We start from the raw sequence: 21346 nt of genomic DNA, 5'->3' as shown, positions 1-21346 counted from the left end.
CCCGCCTCATCAAAGTCGTTCAAATCCGCGGACCCTCTCCCAATCGGTGACTGCACTGTTGAACGCGTCCAGTTCGATGCGCGCGTTGTTCAAATAGTGTGCAACGACGTCGTCGCCGAATGCCGCCTGGGCCACCGCGGACCCGCCGAACAGGTCCGACGCTTCGGCGAGCGTCGTCGGAAGCCGTTGTGCACCAGCGGTGTACGCGTTCCCGGCGCACGGCTCGCCGAGCTCGAGTTGCTGGTCGATGCCGTGCAGACCGCCTGCGATGAGCGCTGCGACGGCCAAGTACTGGTTGACGTCTCCGCCGGGTGCACGACATTCGACGCGCATGCCGTGCCCGTGCCCGACGACGCGCATCGCGCAGGTGCGGTTGTCGAGTCCCCATTCGACGGCGGTCGGAGCGAAGCTTCCGTCCACGAAGCGCTTGTAGGAGTTGATGTTCGGCGCGTAGAACAGCGTGAGCTCCCGCAGCGTCGCGAGCTGTCCGGCGACGAATTGGCGGAACATCGTCGACATGCCGTTCGGCGCGGCGTCGTCGGCAAAGACGGCGGCACCGTCGGTGCTGCGCAGCGAGATGTGGATGTGACAGCTATTGCCTTCGCGCTCATCGTATTTCGCCATGAAGGTGAGGCTCTTGCCGTGCTGGTCGGCGATCTCTTTGGCGCCGTTGCGGTAGATGGTGTGGTTGTCGCAGGTGACCAGGGCGTCGTCGTAGCGGAACGCGATCTCCTGCTGGCCGAGGTTGCACTCGCCTTTGACGCCTTCGCAGTACATACCCGCGCCGTCCATGCCGCGGCGGATGTCGCGCAGCAGCGGCTCCATTCGGGTCGACGCGTGGATGGCGTAGTCGACGTTGTAGTCGGTCGCCGGCGTGAGTCCGCGGTAACCGTCGGCCCAGGCCTTGCGGTAGCTGTCTTCGAAGACCATGAACTCCAGTTCGGTCCCGACGAAGGCCTGCAGGCCGCGCTCGGCGAGCCGATCGAGCTGCCGGCGGAGAATGGCGCGCGGCGACACCGCGACCGGGTCACCCGGACCGGACTCGCCGACCCAGGACAGATCGGCCATCACCAGCGCGGTCCCCGGCAGCCAGGGGATCAGCCGCAGCGTCGAGAAGTCGGGGGTCATCACCATGTCGCCGTAGCCCGATTCCCAGCTCGACGCCGCGTAGCCGCTGACGGTGTTCATGTCCACGTCGACGGCCAGCAGGTAGTTGCAGCACTCGCAGCCGTGCGCCGCAACGTCTTCGGAGAACAGTCGGGCGGACACACGTTTACCGGTAAGCCGCCCCTGCATGTCGGCGAACGCCACGATCACCGTGTCGACATCGCCCGCGGCGATCAGACGTTCCAGTTCGGGCAGGGCCAGCGGACCGGGACGACGGGACATATCACCGGGGCGGGCCGAATCGTGAGACATACAAGTCCTCTCTAATGCCGAGAAGCCAACCATTGGCGGCCGAACCCGAACGGGCCGCCACTAGATTTACACGACTTTCATCTCCAAAGGTAGGACAACAGACCTTTAACCGCCTAATGTCGCATTCGTCGAGCACTTCATCCGACCTTCCCCCGGTCCGCCCGCGAAGGAGTCCCACCTTGCCCGAAGCTCATGAACAAGTCGAAGCGCCGGCGAACGCCGACGAAGCGCACTTGGCGAAACTCGGCTACACCCAAGAACTTCAACGATCCTGGTCCGGCTTCTCCAACTTCGCGATCTCGTTCTCCATCATCTCGATCCTCGCCGGATGTTTCACCTCGTTCGGCCTCGGCTGGAACAACGGCGGTCCCGCGGCCATCGCCTGGGGCTGGCCGATCGTCTCGGTCTTCATTCTGATCATCGGCCTGTGCTTGGCCGAGTTGGTGTCGGCGTACCCGACGTCGGGCGGAATCTATTGGTGGGCAGCCAAACTCGGCGGAGCCAAGGCGGGCTTCTACACGGGGTGGCTCAATCTCATCGGGCTGATCGCGATCCTGGCGTCGGTCGCCTACGGATGCGCGACCTTTCTCGATCTGACCATCGGCACCTTCAGTCAGAGTTGGCTCGACGGCTACAGCCTCACCCGGACCTTCCTGATCTTCATCGCACTGCTCGTCATCGCCGCGGTGGTGAACATCTTCTCCGCACACCTGCTGGCGATCATCAACAACATCTCGGTGTGGTGGCATGTCGCGGGCGCGGCGGCGGTGATCCTGATTCTGTTCTTCGTCCCCAAGCAGCATGCGAGCTTCGCCGACGTCTTCACGCAGACGATCAACAACAGTGGAATCTTCGGTGGCGCAAAGGGAGTCGGCTGGGTGATCTTCGTCCTGCCGATCGCCGCGATTCTCACGCAGTACACGATCACCGGCTACGACGCCTCCGCGCACCTGTCCGAGGAGACCAAGAGCGCCGCCGACGCCGCGGCGAAAGGCATCTGGCAGTCGATCTTCTACTCGGCCATCGGCGGCTGGATTCTGTTGCTGGCCTTCCTGTTCGCCGTCAACGACCCCGACGCGGTGTCCAAGAGCGGCGGCAGCGTTGCGACCATCTTCTCGCAGGCGATGAGCACCAACTGGGTGGTGATCGTCCTGTTCATCTCCACCGCGGGGCAGTTCTTCTGCACGATGGCCTGCCAGACGAGTGCCTCGCGCATGCTGTTCGCGTTCAGCCGCGACCGCGCGGTCCCCGGTCACCAGTTGTGGTCGGCCGTCAACTCGAAGCGGGTGCCGGCGAACGCCGTCATGATCACCGCGATCATCGCGGCCATCATCACATTGCCCGCACTGGTCGCCGTCGACATCAACGGCGCCCCGGTGCCGGTCGCCTTCTTCGCGGTCGTGTCGATCGGCGTCGTCGGGCTGTATCTCGCCTTCGCGGTGCCGATCTACTACCGCTGGCGGCAGGGTGACGACTTCGAGATCGGTTCGTGGAATCTGCGCGGCCATCACCGCTGGATGGCCCCGGTCGCCATCGTCGAGATCATCCTGACCTCGATCATCGCGATGTTCCCGACCAGCCTCGGCGGCATGCCGTGGGATCCGAGTTTCGAATGGAAGTATGTGAACTACACGCCGCTGCTGGTCGGCGGGGTGCTCATCGCGCTGTACATCTACTGGCACGTCAGCGTGAAGAAATGGTTCACCGGTCCCATCAAACAGGTGCAGGCGGACTGAGCGAAAAGCCGTCTGCCGCACCGATACAGGGTCGACAATAGGACGATGACATCGCATGTCCCGGATACTCACGTCAGCCCCGTGTGGGGCGACGAAGCCCCCATCGTCGCCGACGTCGTCGGGCTGATCTCGCGGCGGATCACCCGATCGTCGGATCCCAAGACCACCGCGCGCACCGCGTCCGAACTGGCCGCGGACGCGGGCACGACGATCACCGCCGCGGGATTGGGCAGCGCGCAGGCGCTGCGCATCTTCGAAGACGTCCTCGCGCCCGCCACCCGGGCGCAGGACGACCCCTACAATCTCGCCTACATTCCGGCGGCTCCCACCCAGGCGGCTCGCGCGTTCGACGCGGCGGTGAGCAGTTTCAACATCTTCGCGGGCACCTGGGAGGCGGGAGCCGGGGCGATCTTCGCCGAGAACGAGGCGTTGGGGTGGCTGATCGACCTGCTCGGCTGGCCGTCGACCGCGGGCGGCTGCTTCGTGTCGGGCGGCACCATGGGCAATTTGTCCGCGCTGGTCGCCGCGCGCAGCCATGTCCGCCACCTGCGTGGCCGCGACGCCGCGGGAGCCATCTTGTGCACGGTCGACGCCCATTCGTCCATTTCGGCGGCGGCGCGGGTGATGGACGTCGAGGTGGTTCTCGTCGACGAGGACGATCGCGGGCACCTGACCGGCACCGCGACGCGCGCGGCATTGGCCGAGCATCCGGAGGTCTTCGCCGTGGTCGCGTCGTCGGGTACGACCAATGGCGGCGTCGTCGACGACATCGCCGACCTCGCCGATGTCTGCGAGGAATTCCAGATCTGGCTGCACGTCGACGGCGCCTACGGCGGTGCGGGGCTCGCGGCGCCGTCGGTTCGCGACCGGTTCGACGGGATCGAGCGGGCACACAGCTTCGTCGTCGATCCGCACAAGTGGCTGTTCGCGCCGTACGACTGCTGCGCACTGCTCTACCGTGACGTCACCCTGGCGCGCGCGGCGCACGCGCAGCACGCCAGCTACCTGGACCTCATCGATCGGGAGGCCTGGAATCCGGCCGACCTCGCGATTCACCTGAGCCGTCGGGCCAGGGGCCTGCCGCTGTGGTTCAGTCTGGCGGTGTACGGAACCGATCGGTACACCGAGGCGATCGAGCGAACGGTCGCGACCGCGCGCGCGATCGCCCACGCCATCGACGAGTGCGACTGGTTGCGACTGCTGCTCGCGCCGGAACTGTCGGTGCTCGTTTTCGACCGTCCCGGCTGGTCGGACGACGACTACAACCGCTGGTCGAGCCGACTCGCACGCGAGGGACTGCTGCTGTGCGTGCCCACCCGCTGGAAGGGCCAGACCGCGCTGCGACTGGCCATCGTGAACCCGGCGACGCAGGCGCAGCACACCATCGACGTGCTCCGGGAGACCACTGCCCAGCAGCCCGACTGAGCGCCTCAGCTACCCGACGTCGAGATCCAGATCGCCCGAGTGTCCCTCGGCGCGGACCCGTTCGATGGCGCGCATCTTGTTCACGGCGTCGAGCGCAGCCACCTTGTACCCCTCGGCCAGCGTCGGGTAGTTGAAAACGCTGTCGACGAGGTAGTCGACGGTGCCGTCGCACCCCATCACGGTCTGCCCGATGTGGACCAATTCCGTTGCGTTGGAACCGAATGCGTGTACGCCGAGCAAGGTTCGCCGGTCGGCGTGGACGAGCAGTTTGAGCATGCCGAAGGAATCGCCCATGATCGCACCGCGGGCGAGTTCGCGGTAGCGTGCGATGCCAACCTCGAACGGCACGTTGTCTTTCGTCAGTTCGTCTTCGGTGCGCCCGACGTAGCTGATCTCGGGAATCGAGTAGATACCGATCGGCTGCAGTTCGGCGCGCGTCTGACCGACCGGCTCCCCGAACGCGTGGTACGCCGCTCGACGCCCCTGCTCCATCGACGTCGCGGCCAGTGCCGGAAATCCGATGACGTCGCCGACGGCGTAGATGTGTCCCACCTCGGTGCGGCAGTCGGCGTCGACGGTGAGTCGGCCGCGGGAGTCGGGCGTGAGTCCGGCGGCGTCGACCTTGAGTTCGTCGGTCACGCCCTGCCGCCCGGCCGAGTAGAGAACGGTGTCGGCGGGGATCTTCTTGCCGGATTCGAGGACGGTGAGTGTGCCCGACGGATGGCGTTCGACGCTGAGCACGGATTCACCGAACCGGAAGGTCACGCCGCGTTCACGCAGCTGATACTGCAGCGCCTCGATGATCTCGCGATCGCAGAAGTCGAGCATCGACGGACGCTTCTCGATGACGGTGACCTTGGTGCCGAGGGCCGCGAACATCGAGGCGTACTCGATGCCGATGACGCCCGCCCCGACGACCACCATCGACGGCGGCACGTGGTCCATGCCGAGGATCTGATCGGAGTCGACGATGGTGGCACCGTCGAAGTCGACACCGGACGGGCGCGCCGGCCTGGTCCCGACGGCGATGACGACCTTGTCGGCGGTCACCTTCTTGAGGTCCCCGCTCGCACCCTCGACGTCGATCTCGTGCGGACTCACGAACGTCGCGCTGCCCAGGATGAGGTTGACCCGGTTGCGCGACAACTGGTTCTGGATTACGTCGATCTCTTTGCCGACGACGTGCATCGTGCGCGCGGAAAGGTCGGCGACGGTGATCTCATTCTTGAGCCGGTACGACTGACCGTAGAGTTCACGCTGGTTGAGACCGGTGAGGTAGAGCACCGCCTCGCGCATCGTCTTCGACGGGATGGTGCCGGTGTTGATGCACACGCCGCCGACCATGTCGCGCCGCTCGACGACGGCCGCACGCTTCCCGAGTTTCGCCGCGGCGATCGCCGCCTTCTGCCCAGCCGGGCCAGAGCCGATGACGACGAGGTCGTAATGATCCACTGCTCTACTCCAAAGCCTGATCGGGTCGGCGTTCGACGCCGGGACTGTACGGACCGCCCCATTGTGGCCCACGAGCAATCGCGCCACGAGTCAAACGGGTCAGGTCACTCGATCAGACTCCGGAGTCGACCGGCCACGGACCGGCACAGAGACGCGGGAGCGAGGCGGTATCGCTGGTCTCGCGCCCACGCTCTGGGCTGGTGGTGGTGCTCGTCAGAACACGCTGTTGGGATCATAGAACTTGTCGACGTTGTTGCAGCCGATGCCGACTGCCAGGGTGTAGGAATTCGGCGGATAGTCCGACGGCTTCTTGTGCCCCAGCGCAATGTCGATCGCTATGGTCAGTGCTTGCTCGGTGGCAAGATTCGGCGAATTCAACCCGGTCGACAGATAGCGTCCGCGGCACCCGTCACGTTTGATCAGCGCGAGCGCTTCGCGTTGCCCGTCGGCAGCCGCAGCGACATACACATTCCTATACTTGGGGTTCCCCGATACCACGTTGTACGCGCCAAGCACCATCGCATCATTGAGTCCCATCACCAGATCGACATTCGGATGCGCGGCCAGCATCGTTTCCGCGGCCACCTGACCGGTGTCCTGCTGGTAAAGGCCGTCTTGTTCCGATTCGATCGTGTACTTGACACCGCCGTCGGTCAATCCCTGCAGGAACCCCTTGCGCCTGGCCGGACCCACGAATTCATCGGTCGGCGAGCCGGTGATGACGACCATCGAAATCTGCGATTTGCCCATTGCCTTGAAACGTTCTGCGGCAAGTTTTCCCGCACCCTGGCCGATGGCGAAGGAATTGGATTGGACCGCAGTCGTACCGGTTCCGGGGACCGCCGTGTCGACGTAAATCACTGGAACTTGCGAACCGATCTGCTTCATGTTCCACACCTGCCCCTTGACGCTCGTAGCATTCACTATCAGCACGCTTGCGCCTTGCGCCAGCATCGCCTGCATCTGGTTGAGTTGAATCGCCGGATCCTTGTTGGCGCTCTGGAATAGGAGCTTGAATCCCTTCTTACGCGCGATCTCATCGGCGAGTTGTTTCATCGCGGCGAAATATGGGGCCTGAACTTGTTGCTGCGCGAAACCGATCGTCACCTCGCGCACATTTGAACGTACACCGCCGAATGGTTGATTGGTCGGCGTGAGATCGGGATAGATGCTGCCGCAGGCGCTGAGAACTGCGACGAGACCTACCGCACCGATCGTGCCTGCCACGCGCCGGCGTAGCCGATCAGATCGACGCCTCATGACGCTGCACTCTCGGTACTGGGCACCTGCTTCTTACGTCGACGGAACTGTACGGTCGCCAGGGTCACAGCGACGAGGATCAGTCCACCCCGGAAAGCGTCCTGAAGGAATGACGACACATTGAGCAGCGAGAGCAAGTTGGCGATCACTTGGAAGATGAACGTGCCGACGACTGCTCCGAACACAGTTCCTCGCCCACCGGACAGTGCGGCACCGCCGATGACCACTGCTGCGATGGCCTCCAGTTCCATCAGATTGCCGGCCAACGCGGTACCACTCGCGAAGCGTCCCAGGAACAGCCAGCCGCCCAGTCCGCACAGCAATCCGGCGAGAACATACACCGACAACAGCGTCGATTTCACGGGCACACCCGAGCTCTGCGCGGCGGCCTTGTTGCTTCCGATCGCGTATACCCGTCGACCCCACACCGTGCGATAGAGAAGGACGGCGATGACGGCAATCATCGCCACCCAGATCAACGCCAGCACCGGCACGCCGAGAAGTGTGGACTGACCGAAGCGTGCGAAGGATTCCGCGGCGCCAGGCACTATCGGGATTCCCTCGCCGTAGGCGTACACGAGTCCGCGAGCCAAGGCGAGCATACCCAGGGTGACGATGAACGGCTCGAGACCTCGGTAGGCGACCAGCCATCCGTTGACGAACCCGACCACACCGCCGACGACCAGTGCCACGAGCAGCGCCAGGAACATCGAACTTCCGCCGAACATACCGGCCGCGAGCACTGCGGCGAGTCCGAGATTCGACCCGACGCTGATGTCGATCCCTCCGGTGAGTACCACGATCAGCTCTGCGAGCACCACCACGCCGATAATCGACACCTGCAGAAACAGGTTCGTCAAGTTCGTTCCGGTGAGAAAGGCCGAACTCGACACGGATGCGATGATCACAAGTGCGAGCAAGATATACAGTGCGTACTGCTGCTTCAGCCAGGCAAGCGCCGCACCGCCGCGACTGAGTTCATCGGGCGGTCGGTTGACGTCGATGGCCTCGGTTGAACTAGCGACCATGATCAGTTACCTCCGTGGGAATTGCCGGCGGGCTCGACACCCGCGGCGGAAGAATTTGCTGAGCTGGATTTGGGACCGACCAGCGCGGTTCTAATCAAGTCGTCGGTATCGGCCTCGGTCGGATCGAACTCGCCGACGACCTCGCCATTTCTCATCACGAGTATTCGATGGCACAGCGACAACAGTTCGTCGGCTTCGCTCGACACCACGAGAACCGCACAGCCCTGTGCGGCGACGGAGTGAATGATCTCGTAGATATTGGCGCGTGCGCCGACATCGATCCCTTTCGTCGGCTCATCGAGGACGATGAAGTCAGGCTGGGTCTCCAGCCATTTCGACACGACCACTTTTTGTTGATTTCCCCCGCTCAGCGTCGACGTCAGCGTCGTACGACCGCCCTTCACTTGAAATTCCCCGATGAGCTCGTCGGCCCGACGTCGTTCGGCCGCTACCCGGATGATCCCGCCCGGCGACATCGCGGGCAGGGCGGCGAGAGTCATATTCTTTCCGTTGTCGAAATCCTTGACGAAGCCTTCCAATCGTCGGTCTTCGGTCACGTAGACGATTCGACGCTTCAAAGCATCGCCCGGCGAACTCAACCGTTCAGCGACTGCGTTGAGCTCGATCGTGCCGCTCGCCGCAGAACGCTGGCCGGTGACCGACCGTGCCACCGAGGAACGGCCACTGCCCACCAAACCGTAGAGTCCGACGATTTCGCCACGTGCGATGTCGAAGGACACTCCGCGGGCGCTGCCGCCCCACAGCTGACGGACTTTCACCAACGGCGGCCTACCATCGACGACAACGGGTTTCGGCCTGTCGAGCGCCTTGAGTGCTCGGCCGATCATCATTGTGGTGATCTCATCCGGGTCGGTCTGCGCGGTCTGTTTGATCCCGACGAGTCTGCCCGTCCGGAACACGGCAATCCGATCGGACATCGCGAACACTTCGTTCATGCGATGCGACACGAACACAATCGCAGTTCCCGCCGCCTTCTCTCGCGCGACCAAGTCCAGAATGTCCTTGAAATGTTCCTCACTGGTAGACGCGGTCGTCTCGTCCAGGATCATGATCTTGTGCGCGCTCACCTCCGCCCGACTCAGCGACAACATCTGCCGCTGACCGGGGCCCAGCTCGCCCGCTCGATCGCGCGTCCGCAGATTCGACAACCCGACCGTCGCCAGAACTTCACGGGTTCGCGCGCTATTGGTGTCCGTCTTGCGGGCCCACGGTCGAATATCAGATCCGGCCCGGAGTTTGTACAGCCAGACGTTCTCGCCGACGGTGAAGTCGTCGATGATCAGCGGCTCCTGGTGCATCATCAGGACACCCGCCTGCTCCGCTTCAGCTGCATTGCGCACCGGACGGTCGTATCCGGTCACGTGGATTTCGCCGGCCGTCGGAGTCTCGACGCCGGCCAGAAGTTTGGCGAATGTCGACTTACCCGCCCCATTCGCGCCACACACGGCGAGCACTTCGCCCGCGTAGCCTTCCAAACTGACCCCGTCGAGTGCTCGCACACCCGGATAGTGCTTCTTCACATCGATCGCCCGATAAGCGACGTCACCCGATTTCGGGCGTCCTCTATTATCGTCTGTAGTCACGCATCGCTCCTTGCTACAGGGATTCGTACGGGAGTTATGTCGCGGCATCGCGGGGCGTCGAGTCGTACCTCGACGCCCCGCACCGCACGGCTAGGGAGTCAGCTGGATTTTCAACCCCTCCCCCCGGCGAAGCGTCTCGAACGCGGCCGGATAATCGTCCAAGTCTTCGCAATGCGTCAACAACGCATCGACATTCACCAAGCCGCCCGCGATCAGGTCGAGCGCCGGCGCATAGGAATCGAGGACCGCCATCGACCCGACGACGGTGATCTCCTCGTAGTAGAGGCGGTAGGGCGAAATCTGAACGCTCGCCTCCGGCGGCGCGACGCCGACCTGAACGAACCTGCCGCCCTTGGCGATTGCACCGAATGCCTCTTCGATTGCCGCGGGTACGCCGGTGGCATCGATGACGAGGTCGAATCCAGCCGGTTCCACGCTGAGTGCGTCTGAGATGGCCGCGAACGTGTCGGTGAAACCTACCTGGGCGCCGATCGGACGACGGTCCGCTTTGCGTTCGACCAGCGCGAGGCGTCTTGCGCCCCCACGAAGGTACAACTGCCCGGTCAGTAGGCCCATTGTTCCGCCGCCGACTACGAGAATTGACTCGCCGACACGTGGCGGCGCCATCGCAGTTGCGTGTACGGCACATGACAACGGCTCGATCGCGGCAGCCTGCGCGAACGACATCGACTCCGGAATATGGTGGCAATTCCGCGCGGGCACGACGACGAATTCGGCCGCGGCGCCGTCGACGGTGTCGCCGATGGCACCCCAGTTCTCACAGAGGTTGCCTCGCCCGACCCGGCACCAGCGACAATGGCCGCAGAACAGCGATGGATCGACTGCAACGCGATCGCCTATCCGCAGGTAATCCACTTGCGCGCCCAGCGCGACGATTTCGCCCGCGAATTCATGACCAGGGGTGATGGGAAACGGGGTCGGCGGAAATAGGCCCGCGGCGATATTGAGATCGGATCCGCAGATTCCCACCGCACCAACCTTGACTACTGCCTCACCGGCCAACGGCGTAGGATCGGCTTTCTCGCCGACCCGCATCACGCCCGGCTCCTCGTAGATGACCGCTCTCATGTCGCGCACGACCTTTCATTGTTGGATTTGACACGCTCGACGTCGTGGGACGGCGCTTCGTGGCAGTCAGTTCTCCAGCCCCGACCACGACACGACACGACTGAACCGGTCCAGTAGTTCGTCACGATTAGCCCCGCTGCGCGGGGTCGCTGCGACCCTCCAGGAGGGCGCCCATCGACGGGCGAGGTCATGAACCTCGACTCCGTCCACGATGGCCGCGGCCTGCACTGCGGCTCCGGCCGCCGCGGTCTGGGGTTCGTCGACGACGTACACCGGGCGCCCAGCCAAGTCGGCCAGCAACTGGCGATAGGCCGGCGACGCGGCACCTCCACCCGTGACGGCCAACCGACCGTCAACTCGGATGCCGAGCCCGGTGAACGCGTCGATGCCGCCGACGAGCCCGGCAACCACTCCTTCGTATGCAGCCCGCGCAACCTGCTCGCGAGTGGTTCCCGACCGCAGCCCAGACAGCGTCCCGACGGCGGAGGGTCGGTCGGGGACACGCTCACCGTCGAGGAACGCCGCGAGCACGGGCCGCTCCGGATCGTCGGCGGGTGCTGCGAGGGCGAGGTCGCTCAGCTCCTGATGGCTGACGTTCAGGAGACGCGCGAACATGTCGGTGACCTTTGCCGCATTCAACGTGCAGAACACCGGAAGGTAGCCGCCGGCGGCATCGGCATTGCCGTTGATTCTCCCCGCGAGGTCGACGACTGGAACTGTGGTGCAGGCGTAGACCACGCCTGAAGTACCCAGGGACACAACAACATCGCCCGGGAGCACTCCCATTCCCAATGCTGCCGCCTGATTGTCGGCAGTGCCCGGCCCGACAACCGTGGCCGGCGACAACCCCAAGGTTTGTGCGGTCGACGGAGTGAGCGTTCCGGCGGGTTCGTCGTGCGCCAGCACCTTGGGCAGCATCGACGTCCAGTTCCGGGTCTCGTCGACGAGATCGAGCAGCCCGAAATCCCAACGACGTCGGACCGGATCGAAGTAGCCCGTTCCCGACGCGTCCCCGGCATCGGTGACCGCCGCGCCGGTGAGTCGCCACGTGAGCCAGTCGGCCGGCACCATCACCTGCGCCGTTCGTGCGAGTGCGTCGGGCTCGTGCTCGGCCAGCCAGGCCAGCTTGGCTATCGTGAATGCGGCCGGCGGAACACTGCCGCACCGCTGAACCCATTGATCACGACCAAGACGGTCGACAAGACGACTCGCCTGTTCCGCCGAGGTGGTGTCGTTCCACAGTTTCGCCGGCCGAATGACCTGTCCGGCTTCGTCGACGACTACCAATCCGTGTGCTTGAGCGGCCACCGACATCGCCACGACTGCGGATCCATCGATCTCTCCCGAGGTGAGTGCCGCCGACATGGCTCGTGTCAGAGCCGTCCACCAGTCGGACGGATCCTGCTCACTGACCGGGGGTGTCGTCGGCGGATGTGCACTCGACCCAGACGCGACCGTCGCGCCGCTGACCGCATCGCGCAGCACCACCGTGCACGATTGCGTCGACGAATCCACGCCGGCGACGAGACGCGTGTGAGTTGAACCGCTCATGCCGGGTCCGACAGAGTAGGCAATGCGGCCGGCAGTTCACTCTTCTCGCCGACGGCGCCCGACGGGTGTGCCGCAAGTACCTGAGACCAGCTGTAACCACTGATCTGCATCAGAACGGTTGCCAGTGCATCACCCCACGCGGCGACCGCGATGCTCGAACCCATCGCAGCGATGCCGCCGGGATCAGCAAGGTCAGTCTGCGGAATCACCGCGACCACGTCGGATTGACGCGCGAGTGCCGCCTCCGGCGACGCGGTGACCGCAAGGATCTGTGCGCCACGTGATTTCGCCAGTGAGACAAACGAATTGAGCTCCGCGGAGTTGCCGCCCTTGGAGACCGCCAACACCACCTCGCCGGAGGTCACCGCACCGAGTCCGCCATGCAGCGCGTCACCGGGGTGGAGGTACATCGCCGGAGTCCCGGTCGTCGAGAGCAGGTGCGCGAGACGCGCTGCGATCGGACCGGAGGTCCCTACGCCGACGGTGACGACCTTGCCGGACGCCGCGGTGATCAGCGCCACAGCATCGACAAAACCCGTCAACGATTCGGCCACGGCGGCCACCGCTTGCGCCTCGGCCTCGATACGCAACCGGGCAGCATCGAGAATCGCTGCGCGCGAGTCTCTTTCGCCGATACTCATTGGGAATCTTCTCCTCTTTCGGTTTGAGCGGGTTCTGGATCCGACGTTGACGGATCGACGACGTCGGTCGGCACTCCGATGTCGCGAAGGTGCCCGAGGATGTCTGCGGGCGCCTGTGAATCGGTGATCACCAGATCGAAGGTGTTGAGTTCAGCGGTCTTGTTCTGCGCCGCAACTCCGAACTTGGTGTGATCGGCGACCAGAATGACCTTGGTCGAATGGGCAATCGCCAACCTCGAGATCGCTGTCTCGAACATGTCGTGGTTCGTCACGCCGTTGGTTCGATGGACACCGCCGCACCCGAAGAAGCCCCAGTCCATGTGCAGTTGCGCGAGATTGTTCTCGGTCAGCGGACCGTAGACGGAACCCTCGTTCGCGCGCACGACGCCACCGGGCAGGATGACGGTGATCCCAACATTTGGCACCAGCAAGTTGGCAATTGGCAATGCATTCGTCACGACGGTGATGCCTTCGAGCTGCACCAACTCCTCGGCGATCGCGTACGTCGTTGTGCCGTAGTCGAGGAACACCGTGTCGGCGGGCCCGACCAACTGGGCCGCCGCGCGCGCGATCGCCCGCTTGGCCGCCGCGTGGCTGGTTCGCCGCGCCACATAGGCCGTCTCATGGTTTCCCGAGGTCAGCACCGCACCACCGCGTACTTTGGTCAACAGACCCGCACGGTCTAGCTGGTACAGATCCTTGCGCACCGTTTCGCGGCTGACATCGAGCGTCTTGGTCAGTTCACCTATCTCAACTGACTCCTGTGCCCGAACCATTGCGACGATCCGCGCCTGTCGTTCGACGGTGCCGATGACACTCTCCGTTCGCCGAGAGTCGGTCACGGTGTGACCGCACTCACTTTGCGTTTGCCAACATAATGTTGCCATTACGCCAAGTCGAGTGTCAAGGCATTCCCCGATTCACCCCCGCCTGCTGCCACAGGCCAGCTGTTTCGTCGTCGCGAACCGCCACGTCTAATCACTGAAGCCATTGCGTGACAGGGGATCCCAGCCCCACGACGAATCGGCGGCATCCGCCAATCAACGAGTTTGCGAATGCCCAAACGGGAGCCCGATCAGACGTGACCCCCGCACTACCCCTGGCACGTCGGGCACCAGAACAGGTTGCGCCCCTCCAGCACCGACGTGAGCACCGGCGTCGAGCAGATCCGGCACGGTTCACCGGCGCGCCGGTAGACGTAGGTGCGGGGTCGGTCCGGCGCGTACGACGGCGCGCCACGATCGTGTTCGGCGCGCACCACGTGCATCTTGCCGCGCCGCACACCGATCGGCATCAGGTCGAGAAGGTCGTGCCAGATTCCATCGAACTCATTGCGCGACAACGACTTTCCCATCCGCATCGGATCGATGCCGGCTCGGAAGAGAACCTCGGCGCGATACACGTTCCCGACGCCGGCGAGCACTTTCTGATCCATCAGCAGTGCGCCGACCGGCCTCGACGATCGGGCGATCGCCCGGAACGCGGCGGCCGGGTCGGCGTCGTCCCGCAGCGGGTCGGGCCCCAACCGCCCGACGAGGGCGTCGAGCTGATCGGGCGTCATCAACTCACACTGGTTGGGTCCGCGCAGATCGATCCCCACGTCGCGCCCGACGACCCGCATCCGGATCTGCCCGACGGGGTCGGGCATCGGCGTCGGTTCCTCGGTGAACGCGCCGTAGAGCCCGAGATGGATGTGTACCAGACGCTCGTCCGCGCGCTTACGTGAGCCGGCCGGCCGGTAGGACTGCACCAGATGCTTACCCCACGCCTGCGCGCCGGCGAACACCATCCCGTCGAGGATCGCCGCCTCGTTCGCGAATCGACCCTGGGGGCTGGTGACCGCGACGACCTGCCCGCCCAACAACCGCTGCTGCCGCCGCGCGAGGCGGTGCAGGGTATGCCCTTCGGGCATCTACTCCGGCAACGCCGGCGCGACGCCGGTGCGCTCGTACTCGCCGATGATGTCGATACGATTCTGATGCCGCGGCTCCTCCGACCACGGCGTCGACACGAATGCGTCGACGATGGCCAGCGCCTCTTCTTTCGAGTGCATACGTCCGCCGATGCCGACCAGTTGCGCGTTGTTGTGCTGACGTGCCAACTGCGCCGTCTCGACGCTCCAGGCCAACGCACAGCGCGCGCCGGGCACCTTGTTGGCGGCGATCTGCTCGCCGTTTCCGCTGCCGCCCAACACGATTCCCAGGCTTCCCGGGTCGGCGACAGTGCGCTGAGCAGCCGCGATGCAGAACGCGGGGTAGTCGTCGAGCGCGTCGTATTCGTGCGCTCCACAGTCGACGACGTCATGACCCGCGGCAGTCAGATGTTCGGCGATCTGATTCTTCAATTCGAAACCGGCATGGTCGGCACCCAGATAGACACGCATGGCGTCACTATAGTTTGGAGGCGTGGACCCACAACCTTCGCTCCCCCACCAGGCGTCGTCGGGCGGTGCTGCGGCTGCCGGCGGCGAGCCGACGTCGGCGCCCGATCCCAGCACCGTCACCCCCATCCCCTCGGTACCCGGCGTCGTACCCGGCACGGCCGGATCGCCTGCCGCCGCAACCGCGACACCACCGCAGGTGCCCGGTTATCCGTCGCAGTGGTTGCCGCCGGCCAAGTACGCGGACGGTCCGCACCGGCATCCATGGGAGATCCCGACGCTCGTCGTCATTCTGCTGCTGACGGCCGCGGTCTACGCCTTCGCCATCCTGATGGTGATGCTGGGCGACCTCAGCGGGTGGTATCTGTCCGCGCTGCTGCTGCCGATCCTGTACGTCTTCATCCGTGGGACCACGCTCGCGTCGATGCGCGTCAACGGTGTCCAGATGACACCGACGCAGTTTCCCGAGGGGTATCAGATGGTCGTCGACGCCGCCGCGCGCTACGGCCTCGAGTACGTGCCTGATGCGTATGTCATGAGCGGCAACGGCACCATCAACGCGATGGCGTCGGGCCACGGGTTCCGCCGGTTCATCGTCGTGTACTCCGATCTGTTCGAGATCGGTGGCCAGGCGCGCAGCCCGGAGGCGCTGCGGTTCATCATCGGCCACGAGGTGGGACACATCGCCGCCGGGCACACGTCGTATTGGCGACAGGTGACGACCGGACTCATCATGCAGGTGCCGTTCCTCGGGTCGCTGCTGTCGCGTACCCAGGAGTACACCGCCGACAACTTCGGCTACTACACCCAGCCGTCCGGCGCACCCGGCGCCATCGGCGTCCTCTCGGCGGGCAAGTACATGCTCTCCGCCGTCGACTTCGACGAGTTCGCCGACCGGGCGACGCGCGAGAAGGGTCTGTTCGTATTCATCGTGAACGCGATGTCGTCGCATCCGGTCCTCACCTGGCGTGCCGCGGCGCTGCGCGACCGCACCCGCGGCGGGTCGATTCTGCTACGACCCCGCGTCCTCAAGCGCGGCATCGGCAACGGCAACGCGATGCCCGTGGTCCCCACGCCGCATCCGGCCGCGCAGCCGCCCGGTGCGTTGCCGAACGGTCTGGAGTCGCAGACCAGACCGTAGCCCGCAGTTCCGACGCAACGGCCCAGCTCCGACACCTTCCGTGAGGGTCGGACCTGGGCCGGTTCTATCGGATCTACCGGCTCAGTCGAACTCGGGATCCTCGGTGCGGGTCCGCTTCAGCTCGAAGAAATGCGGGTTGGCGGCCACCGCGACGACGCCGTCCCAGAGGGTGCCCGCCTCCTCACCGCGCGGGATCCGCGAGAGCACGGGGCCGAAGAACGCGATGCCGTTGATGTGGATGGTCGGGGTGCCGACGTCGGGCCCGACCTTGTCCATGCCCTCGTGATGGCTGGTGCGGATCGCGGCGTCGAACTCCTCGGAGTCGGCCGCCTCGGCCAGCGACGCGTCGAGGCCGACGTCGGCGAGCGCGCCGGCGATGACGTCGTCGAAATCCTTGTTGCCCTGGTTGTGGATTCGCGTGCCCATCGCCGCGTACAGCGGGGCGAGGATCTCGTCGCCCTTCTGCGCTGCCGCGGCGGCGAGCACCCGCACCGGACGCATCGCGGGTGCGAGCATCTCGCGGTAGCTGTCGGGAATGTCCTTGTCCTCGTTGAGAACCGACAGACTCATGATGTGGAAATTCACGTCGATATCGCGCACCTGCTCGGCTTCCAGGATCCAGCGCGAGGTGATCCAGCACCACGGACACAGCGGATCGAACCAGAAATCGACACGATTCTTCTCAGACACTTAGGGCTTCCCTTCGACATTTCGACGCCACGACATCGGAGTCAACCGTTGTCGCCGGGTGAATCATTCCCGTCGGTGACCGCAAATCAGTCACGTTTGGGGCCGACCCACACCTGCTGCGCGTTCACGAACTCGTGAATGCCCGCCTTGCCCAGTTCGCGTCCGTATCCGGACCGTTTGACGCCTCCACTGGGCAGGCGCGGATCGGTCTTGACGATGCCGTTCACCGCGACCTGCCCAGCGACGATCTCCCGCGCGAGCGCCTCACCGCGCTCGGCCGTGGACCACACACTCGCGGCGAGCCCGTAGGGAGTCGCATTGGCGAGGTCGACGGCGTGTTCGGCATCGACGGCGACGAGCACCGCGGCAACCGGGCCGAACGTCTCCTCGGCGCATGCCGCCATCCCCAGCCGGACGTCGGTCAGCAACGTCACCGGATAGAAGAACCCCGCGCCGGTGGGGATCTCACCGCCGAGCAGGCAGCGGGCACCGGCGGCCACCGACTCGGCGACCTGCCGATGCAGATTGTCGCGCAGGTCGGCGCGGGCGATCGGACCCACCTGGGTCGCCTCCTCGCGCGGATCGCCGACGACCAACGCCGCCAATCGCTTCCGTAACAACTCGACGAACTCGTCGTGGACCGACCGTTCGACGATGATGCGCTTCGCCGCGATGCACGACTGTCCCGCGTTGATGATCCGCGACAGTGCCACGACGTCGGCGGCCGCCTCCAGATCGGCGTCCCGCAGGACGATGCACGGATCGGATCCGCCCAACTCCAGCACCGACGGCTTGATCTCGCTCCCCGCGATCGACGCCACCGCGGCACCGGCACGATCAGAGCCGGTGAACGAGACCGCCTTGATCCGCCGATCGCGGATCACCCGCTCGACGTCGGCGGTCGCGGCCGGGAGGGTCGTGAACACACCGTCGGGGGCACCGGCCTCGCGGAAGACGCGATCGATGGCCGCGGCACAACCGGGGACATGCGGATCATGCTTGAGCACCGTGGTGTTCCCGGCCATCAACGCCGGAGCGGCGAACCGAAACGCCAACCAGTAGGGCGCGTTCCACGGGAGGACGCCCAGCACCGGCCCCAGCGGCAGGTACTGCACGTAGCTGCGGGTGGCATCGGATTCGATGACGTCGGACGCGAGATACCGCTCGGCGTTGTCGGCGTAGTGATCCGCCGCCCAGGCGGCCTTCCCCACTTCGGCCCGGGCCTCGACGATCGGCTTGCCCATCTCCTCCGTCATCAGCATCGCGTGCTCGTCGACGTCGGCGCGCAGCCGGGCGGCGACGTCGCGCAGGAGTTGTGCTCGCCGTTCGAAAGTCTCACGGCCCCAACGAATGTAGGCAGCCTCCGCACGCGCGATGACGCTGTCGATATCCGACGCCGTGGCGGCCGGGATCTCGCGGACGATCTCGCCCGACGTCGGGTCGGTGGCGATCAGGGTGCTCACAACGCATCCTCCTCGGTGTCGGCGCGCGTCAGCGCAAGCGCGCTCTGCGTGGACTCGTGCACGGTGAAGTCCTCGTCGAGGGTGAAGAAGGATTCGCAGCCGTCGTCGGTGACGCGGATGGTGTCGGAGATGCCGACGGTCTTGTCACCGTCGACACCCCACATCCACGGGATCACATGAAAGGTCATACCGGATTCCAGGACATGGGCATCGCCGGGGTTCAGACTCAGGATGTAGCCCTCGTCCCACGACGGCGGGAACGCGATACCGATCGAGTAGCCGGACCGCGTCACCAGCCGGGCGTCGACGGTGTTGTCCGAAATGATCCGGCGCACCAGAGAATCGGCGTCGGATACGGTCAACCCGGGTCGCATCACCGCCCGCAGTTCGGCCAGCGCGAGTTTCATCCGATCCTGCGCGAGCCGCATCGACGTCGACAGTTCCCCGTTGACGGCGGTCCGCATCAGCGCGGTGTGATAGCGGCGGTAGCAACCACCCACCTCGAGGAAGACGTGCTCACCGGGCTCGATGGTGCGGCCCTCCCAGGTCGCATGGCCGATCATGCTGCGCGGTCCGGACGCGACATAGGGCATCACCGCGGGGAACTCCCCGCCCGCCCGGAACATCGCCGCGGAGATCGCCGCGGCGACGTCGTTCTCGGTGTTGCCCGGCACCGCCGCGGCCAGTCCGGCGGCCATGCCGGCCTCTGCCGCTGCGGCGGCCTTGCGCATCACCTCGATCTCGACGTCGGACTTCCTCGCCCGCCCGGCTTCGACGATGCCGAAACAGTCCATCAGCAGGCCCTGCTGAAACGACGTGTGCACGCGGTCCTGTTGATAGGCCGGGAAGAAGTAGCTATTACGTTCGTAGCCGACGCGTTTGGTGCCCAGCCCCGACTGATTGAGGGCGAGCACGAGCTCCTGGATGGCGTCACCGGTGTCGGGATAGGGCCGGGTCCGCTCCACCCAGGTACGAGCGACGACGTTGGACTCCTCCATCGCCCGGGTGATCATCACCGGTTCGTCGTCGATCGGCACGATGAGCGCCTGGAAGAACGAATAGCCGGTGGTCTGATAGTCGGTGAGATACATCAGATTCTCGGGGTCGGTGATGACCACGGCGTCGAGGCCGCGGTTGTCCATCCGCATCCGCAGTTCGCCGATCCGGCGCTCGTATTCGGCGATCGGAAAGGTCATGTCGTCGCGTAGCCTCATGCGGCGGCTCCTTCGACCGCGGCGGCGAGGATGTCGAGGCCCTCGGCGAGGTCGGCGTCACCGATGGTCAGCGGCGGAATGAGTTTGAGGACACGACCGTCGGGGCCGCACGGTCCGATCAGCAGTCCGCTCTCGAATGCGAGCGCCTGCACCCGCTTGGCCAGTGCACCGTCGCCGACGTCGAGCGCCTGCATCATGCCGCGTCCGCGGACCTCCCAGTCGCGATCGGGGTGTTCGGCCGCGATGGCGGAGAGCCGCTGAGCCATCACCGCGCCCTTCGCGGCGACCTCGTTCATGAGCGTGTCGTCGACGAAGTAGTCGAGTGCCGCGGCGCCGGCCACCAGCGACAGCCCTTGACCGCGGAACGTGCCGGTGTGCGCTCCCGGGCTCCAGTGCCGGTCCACCTCAGGCTTGTTCAGATTCATCGCGATCGGCGTGCCGTATCCGCCGAGGCCCTTGGCCAGGGTGATCACATCGGGATCCAGCCCGAATCCGTCGAAGCTGAAGTAACTTCCGGTGCGGCCGCAACCGGCCTGGATGTCGTCGACGATGAACAACGCCCCGACGTCGTGGGCCAGTGCCGCCACGTCGCGCAGCCATTGCGCGCTCGCCACGTTGACCCCGCCTTCGGCCTGTACCGCCTCGACGAGGAAGGCGGCCGGAGCGGTGACGCCGCTCGACGAATCAGCAAGCGCGGCAGCGTAATCGGTCAGTGCCGTCTTGCCGCCGGGCGCCGTCTCGTAGGGCAGCCGCACGACGTCGCGCAGCGGCACGCCCGCCCACTTGCGAAACGCCTCGTTCGCCGTGGCGGCGAGAGACCCGAGCGTCATCCCGTGGAAACCGTGACTGAAGGCGACGATCTCGCGTCGTCCGGTCACCAGTCGTGCCAGCTTGAGTGCCGCTTCGACGGCGTTGGTTCCGGTGGGCCCGGTGAACTGCATCCGATGGTCCATACCGCGCGGCGCCAAGATCACGTCGTGGAATCGGGTGATGAAGTCACGTTTGGTGGTGGTGTACATGTCGAGGCTGTGCGCGACGCCGTCGGCGGCGAGGAAGTCGATCATGGCGCGTTTCATCCGCGGGTTGTTGTGGCCGAAGTTCAGGACCCCCGCCCCGGCGAAGAAGTCGATATAGGTCCGACCCTCCTCGTCGGTCTGACGCGCATTGGAGGCGGATGAGAACACCGTCGGGAATGCGCGGCAGTAGGCGCGCACCTCCGACTCCCATTGGTCGAACGCGGTGAAATCCATTTA

At 65.2% G+C, this 21346-nt stretch carries 18 protein-coding genes; 3 read left to right on the top strand and 15 right to left on the bottom strand.

Features of this window, described 5'->3' with window-relative positions; translation table 11 throughout:
- Positions 1–9: 9 nt before the first annotated feature.
- Complete coding sequence (locus tag HH308_RS00330; protein ID WP_170192542.1) at positions 10–1389, bottom strand: glutamine synthetase family protein; 1380 nt, start codon at positions 1387–1389, stop codon at positions 10–12.
- Between the two features lie 209 nt (positions 1390–1598).
- Between HH308_RS00330 and HH308_RS00325 the strand changes: the two genes are divergently transcribed.
- Complete coding sequence (locus HH308_RS00325) at positions 1599–3155, top strand: amino acid permease (RefSeq protein WP_170192182.1); 1557 nt, start codon at positions 1599–1601, stop codon at positions 3153–3155.
- 45 nt (positions 3156–3200) lie between these two features.
- Positions 3201–4580: a pyridoxal phosphate-dependent decarboxylase family protein gene (locus tag HH308_RS00320; RefSeq protein WP_170192181.1), complete on the top strand. Its 1380-nt coding sequence runs from the start codon at positions 3201–3203 to the stop codon at positions 4578–4580.
- 9 nt (positions 4581–4589) lie between these two features.
- Here HH308_RS00320 and sthA read toward each other — a convergent pair whose 3' ends face one another.
- The 10 genes from sthA to HH308_RS00270 form a co-directional block, all read right to left on the bottom strand.
- Positions 4590–6032, bottom strand: a complete 1443-nt coding sequence (gene sthA, locus HH308_RS00315; protein WP_170192180.1) for a Si-specific NAD(P)(+) transhydrogenase — start codon at positions 6030–6032, stop codon at positions 4590–4592.
- 213 nt (positions 6033–6245) lie between these two features.
- Entirely contained in the window at positions 6246–7259 is a 1014-nt protein-coding gene (locus HH308_RS00310) for a sugar ABC transporter substrate-binding protein (RefSeq protein WP_312870233.1), read from the bottom strand.
- Between the two features lie 29 nt (positions 7260–7288).
- Entirely contained in the window at positions 7289–8320 is a 1032-nt protein-coding gene (locus HH308_RS00305) for an ABC transporter permease (RefSeq protein WP_170192178.1), read from the bottom strand.
- A 2-nt stretch (positions 8321–8322) separates the two neighbouring features.
- Positions 8323–9924 carry a sugar ABC transporter ATP-binding protein gene (locus HH308_RS00300; protein ID WP_312870232.1) on the bottom strand — a complete coding sequence of 534 codons (1602 nt, stop codon included), beginning with the start codon at positions 9922–9924 and terminating at the stop codon, positions 8323–8325.
- A gap of 90 nt (positions 9925–10014) precedes the next feature.
- On the bottom strand, positions 10015–11013 hold the full coding sequence (locus tag HH308_RS00295) for an alcohol dehydrogenase catalytic domain-containing protein (RefSeq protein ID WP_170192540.1): 999 nt from the start codon (positions 11011–11013) through the stop codon (positions 10015–10017).
- 66 nt (positions 11014–11079) lie between these two features.
- The gene (xylB, locus tag HH308_RS00290) at positions 11080–12564 is read right to left on the bottom strand and encodes a xylulokinase (protein ID WP_170192176.1); all 1485 of its coding nucleotides are present in this window, start codon (positions 12562–12564) and stop codon (positions 11080–11082) included.
- The gene (locus tag HH308_RS00285) at positions 12561–13205 is read right to left on the bottom strand and encodes a KpsF/GutQ family sugar-phosphate isomerase (protein WP_170192175.1); all 645 of its coding nucleotides are present in this window, start codon (positions 13203–13205) and stop codon (positions 12561–12563) included. Before HH308_RS00285 ends, xylB begins: the two co-directional genes overlap by 4 nt.
- The gene (locus HH308_RS00280; RefSeq protein WP_211188012.1) at positions 13202–14047 is read right to left on the bottom strand and encodes a DeoR/GlpR family DNA-binding transcription regulator; all 846 of its coding nucleotides are present in this window, start codon (positions 14045–14047) and stop codon (positions 13202–13204) included. The genes HH308_RS00285 and HH308_RS00280 overlap by 4 nt, the downstream gene beginning before the upstream one ends.
- A gap of 251 nt (positions 14048–14298) precedes the next feature.
- Positions 14299–15117 (bottom strand): Fpg/Nei family DNA glycosylase, encoded by an 819-nt coding sequence (locus HH308_RS00275; RefSeq protein WP_170192174.1) that lies wholly within the window; start codon positions 15115–15117, stop codon positions 14299–14301.
- Complete coding sequence (locus HH308_RS00270) at positions 15118–15588, bottom strand: ribose-5-phosphate isomerase (protein ID WP_170192173.1); 471 nt, start codon at positions 15586–15588, stop codon at positions 15118–15120.
- Between the two features lie 22 nt (positions 15589–15610).
- On the opposite strand from HH308_RS00270, the gene HH308_RS00265 reads away from it, so the two are divergent.
- Positions 15611–16726, top strand: coding sequence for a M48 family metallopeptidase (locus HH308_RS00265; RefSeq protein WP_170192172.1), 1116 nt, complete (start codon positions 15611–15613; stop codon positions 16724–16726).
- Between the two features lie 81 nt (positions 16727–16807).
- On the opposite strand, the gene HH308_RS00260 is transcribed toward HH308_RS00265, so the two are convergent.
- The 4 genes from HH308_RS00260 to HH308_RS00245 form a co-directional block, all read right to left on the bottom strand.
- Positions 16808–17416, bottom strand: a complete 609-nt coding sequence (locus HH308_RS00260; RefSeq protein WP_170192171.1) for a DsbA family oxidoreductase — start codon at positions 17414–17416, stop codon at positions 16808–16810.
- 86 nt (positions 17417–17502) lie between these two features.
- Positions 17503–18879 (bottom strand): NAD-dependent succinate-semialdehyde dehydrogenase, encoded by a 1377-nt coding sequence (locus tag HH308_RS00255; RefSeq protein ID WP_170192170.1) that lies wholly within the window; start codon positions 18877–18879, stop codon positions 17503–17505.
- Entirely contained in the window at positions 18876–20093 is a 1218-nt protein-coding gene (gene doeA, locus HH308_RS00250; RefSeq protein WP_170192169.1) for an ectoine hydrolase, read from the bottom strand. The genes HH308_RS00255 and doeA overlap by 4 nt, the downstream gene beginning before the upstream one ends.
- Positions 20090–21343, bottom strand: coding sequence for an aspartate aminotransferase family protein (locus HH308_RS00245; protein ID WP_170192168.1), 1254 nt, complete (start codon positions 21341–21343; stop codon positions 20090–20092). Before HH308_RS00245 ends, doeA begins: the two co-directional genes overlap by 4 nt.
- Between the last annotated feature and the right edge of the window lie 3 nt (positions 21344–21346).

This window comes from Gordonia asplenii, from assembly GCF_012933505.1.
GTDB classification, from domain to species: Bacteria; Actinomycetota; Actinomycetes; order Mycobacteriales; family Mycobacteriaceae; genus Gordonia; species Gordonia asplenii.
The sequence above is the reverse complement of the archived record's forward strand: the minus strand, read 5'-3'. Positions and strand labels throughout refer to the sequence as shown.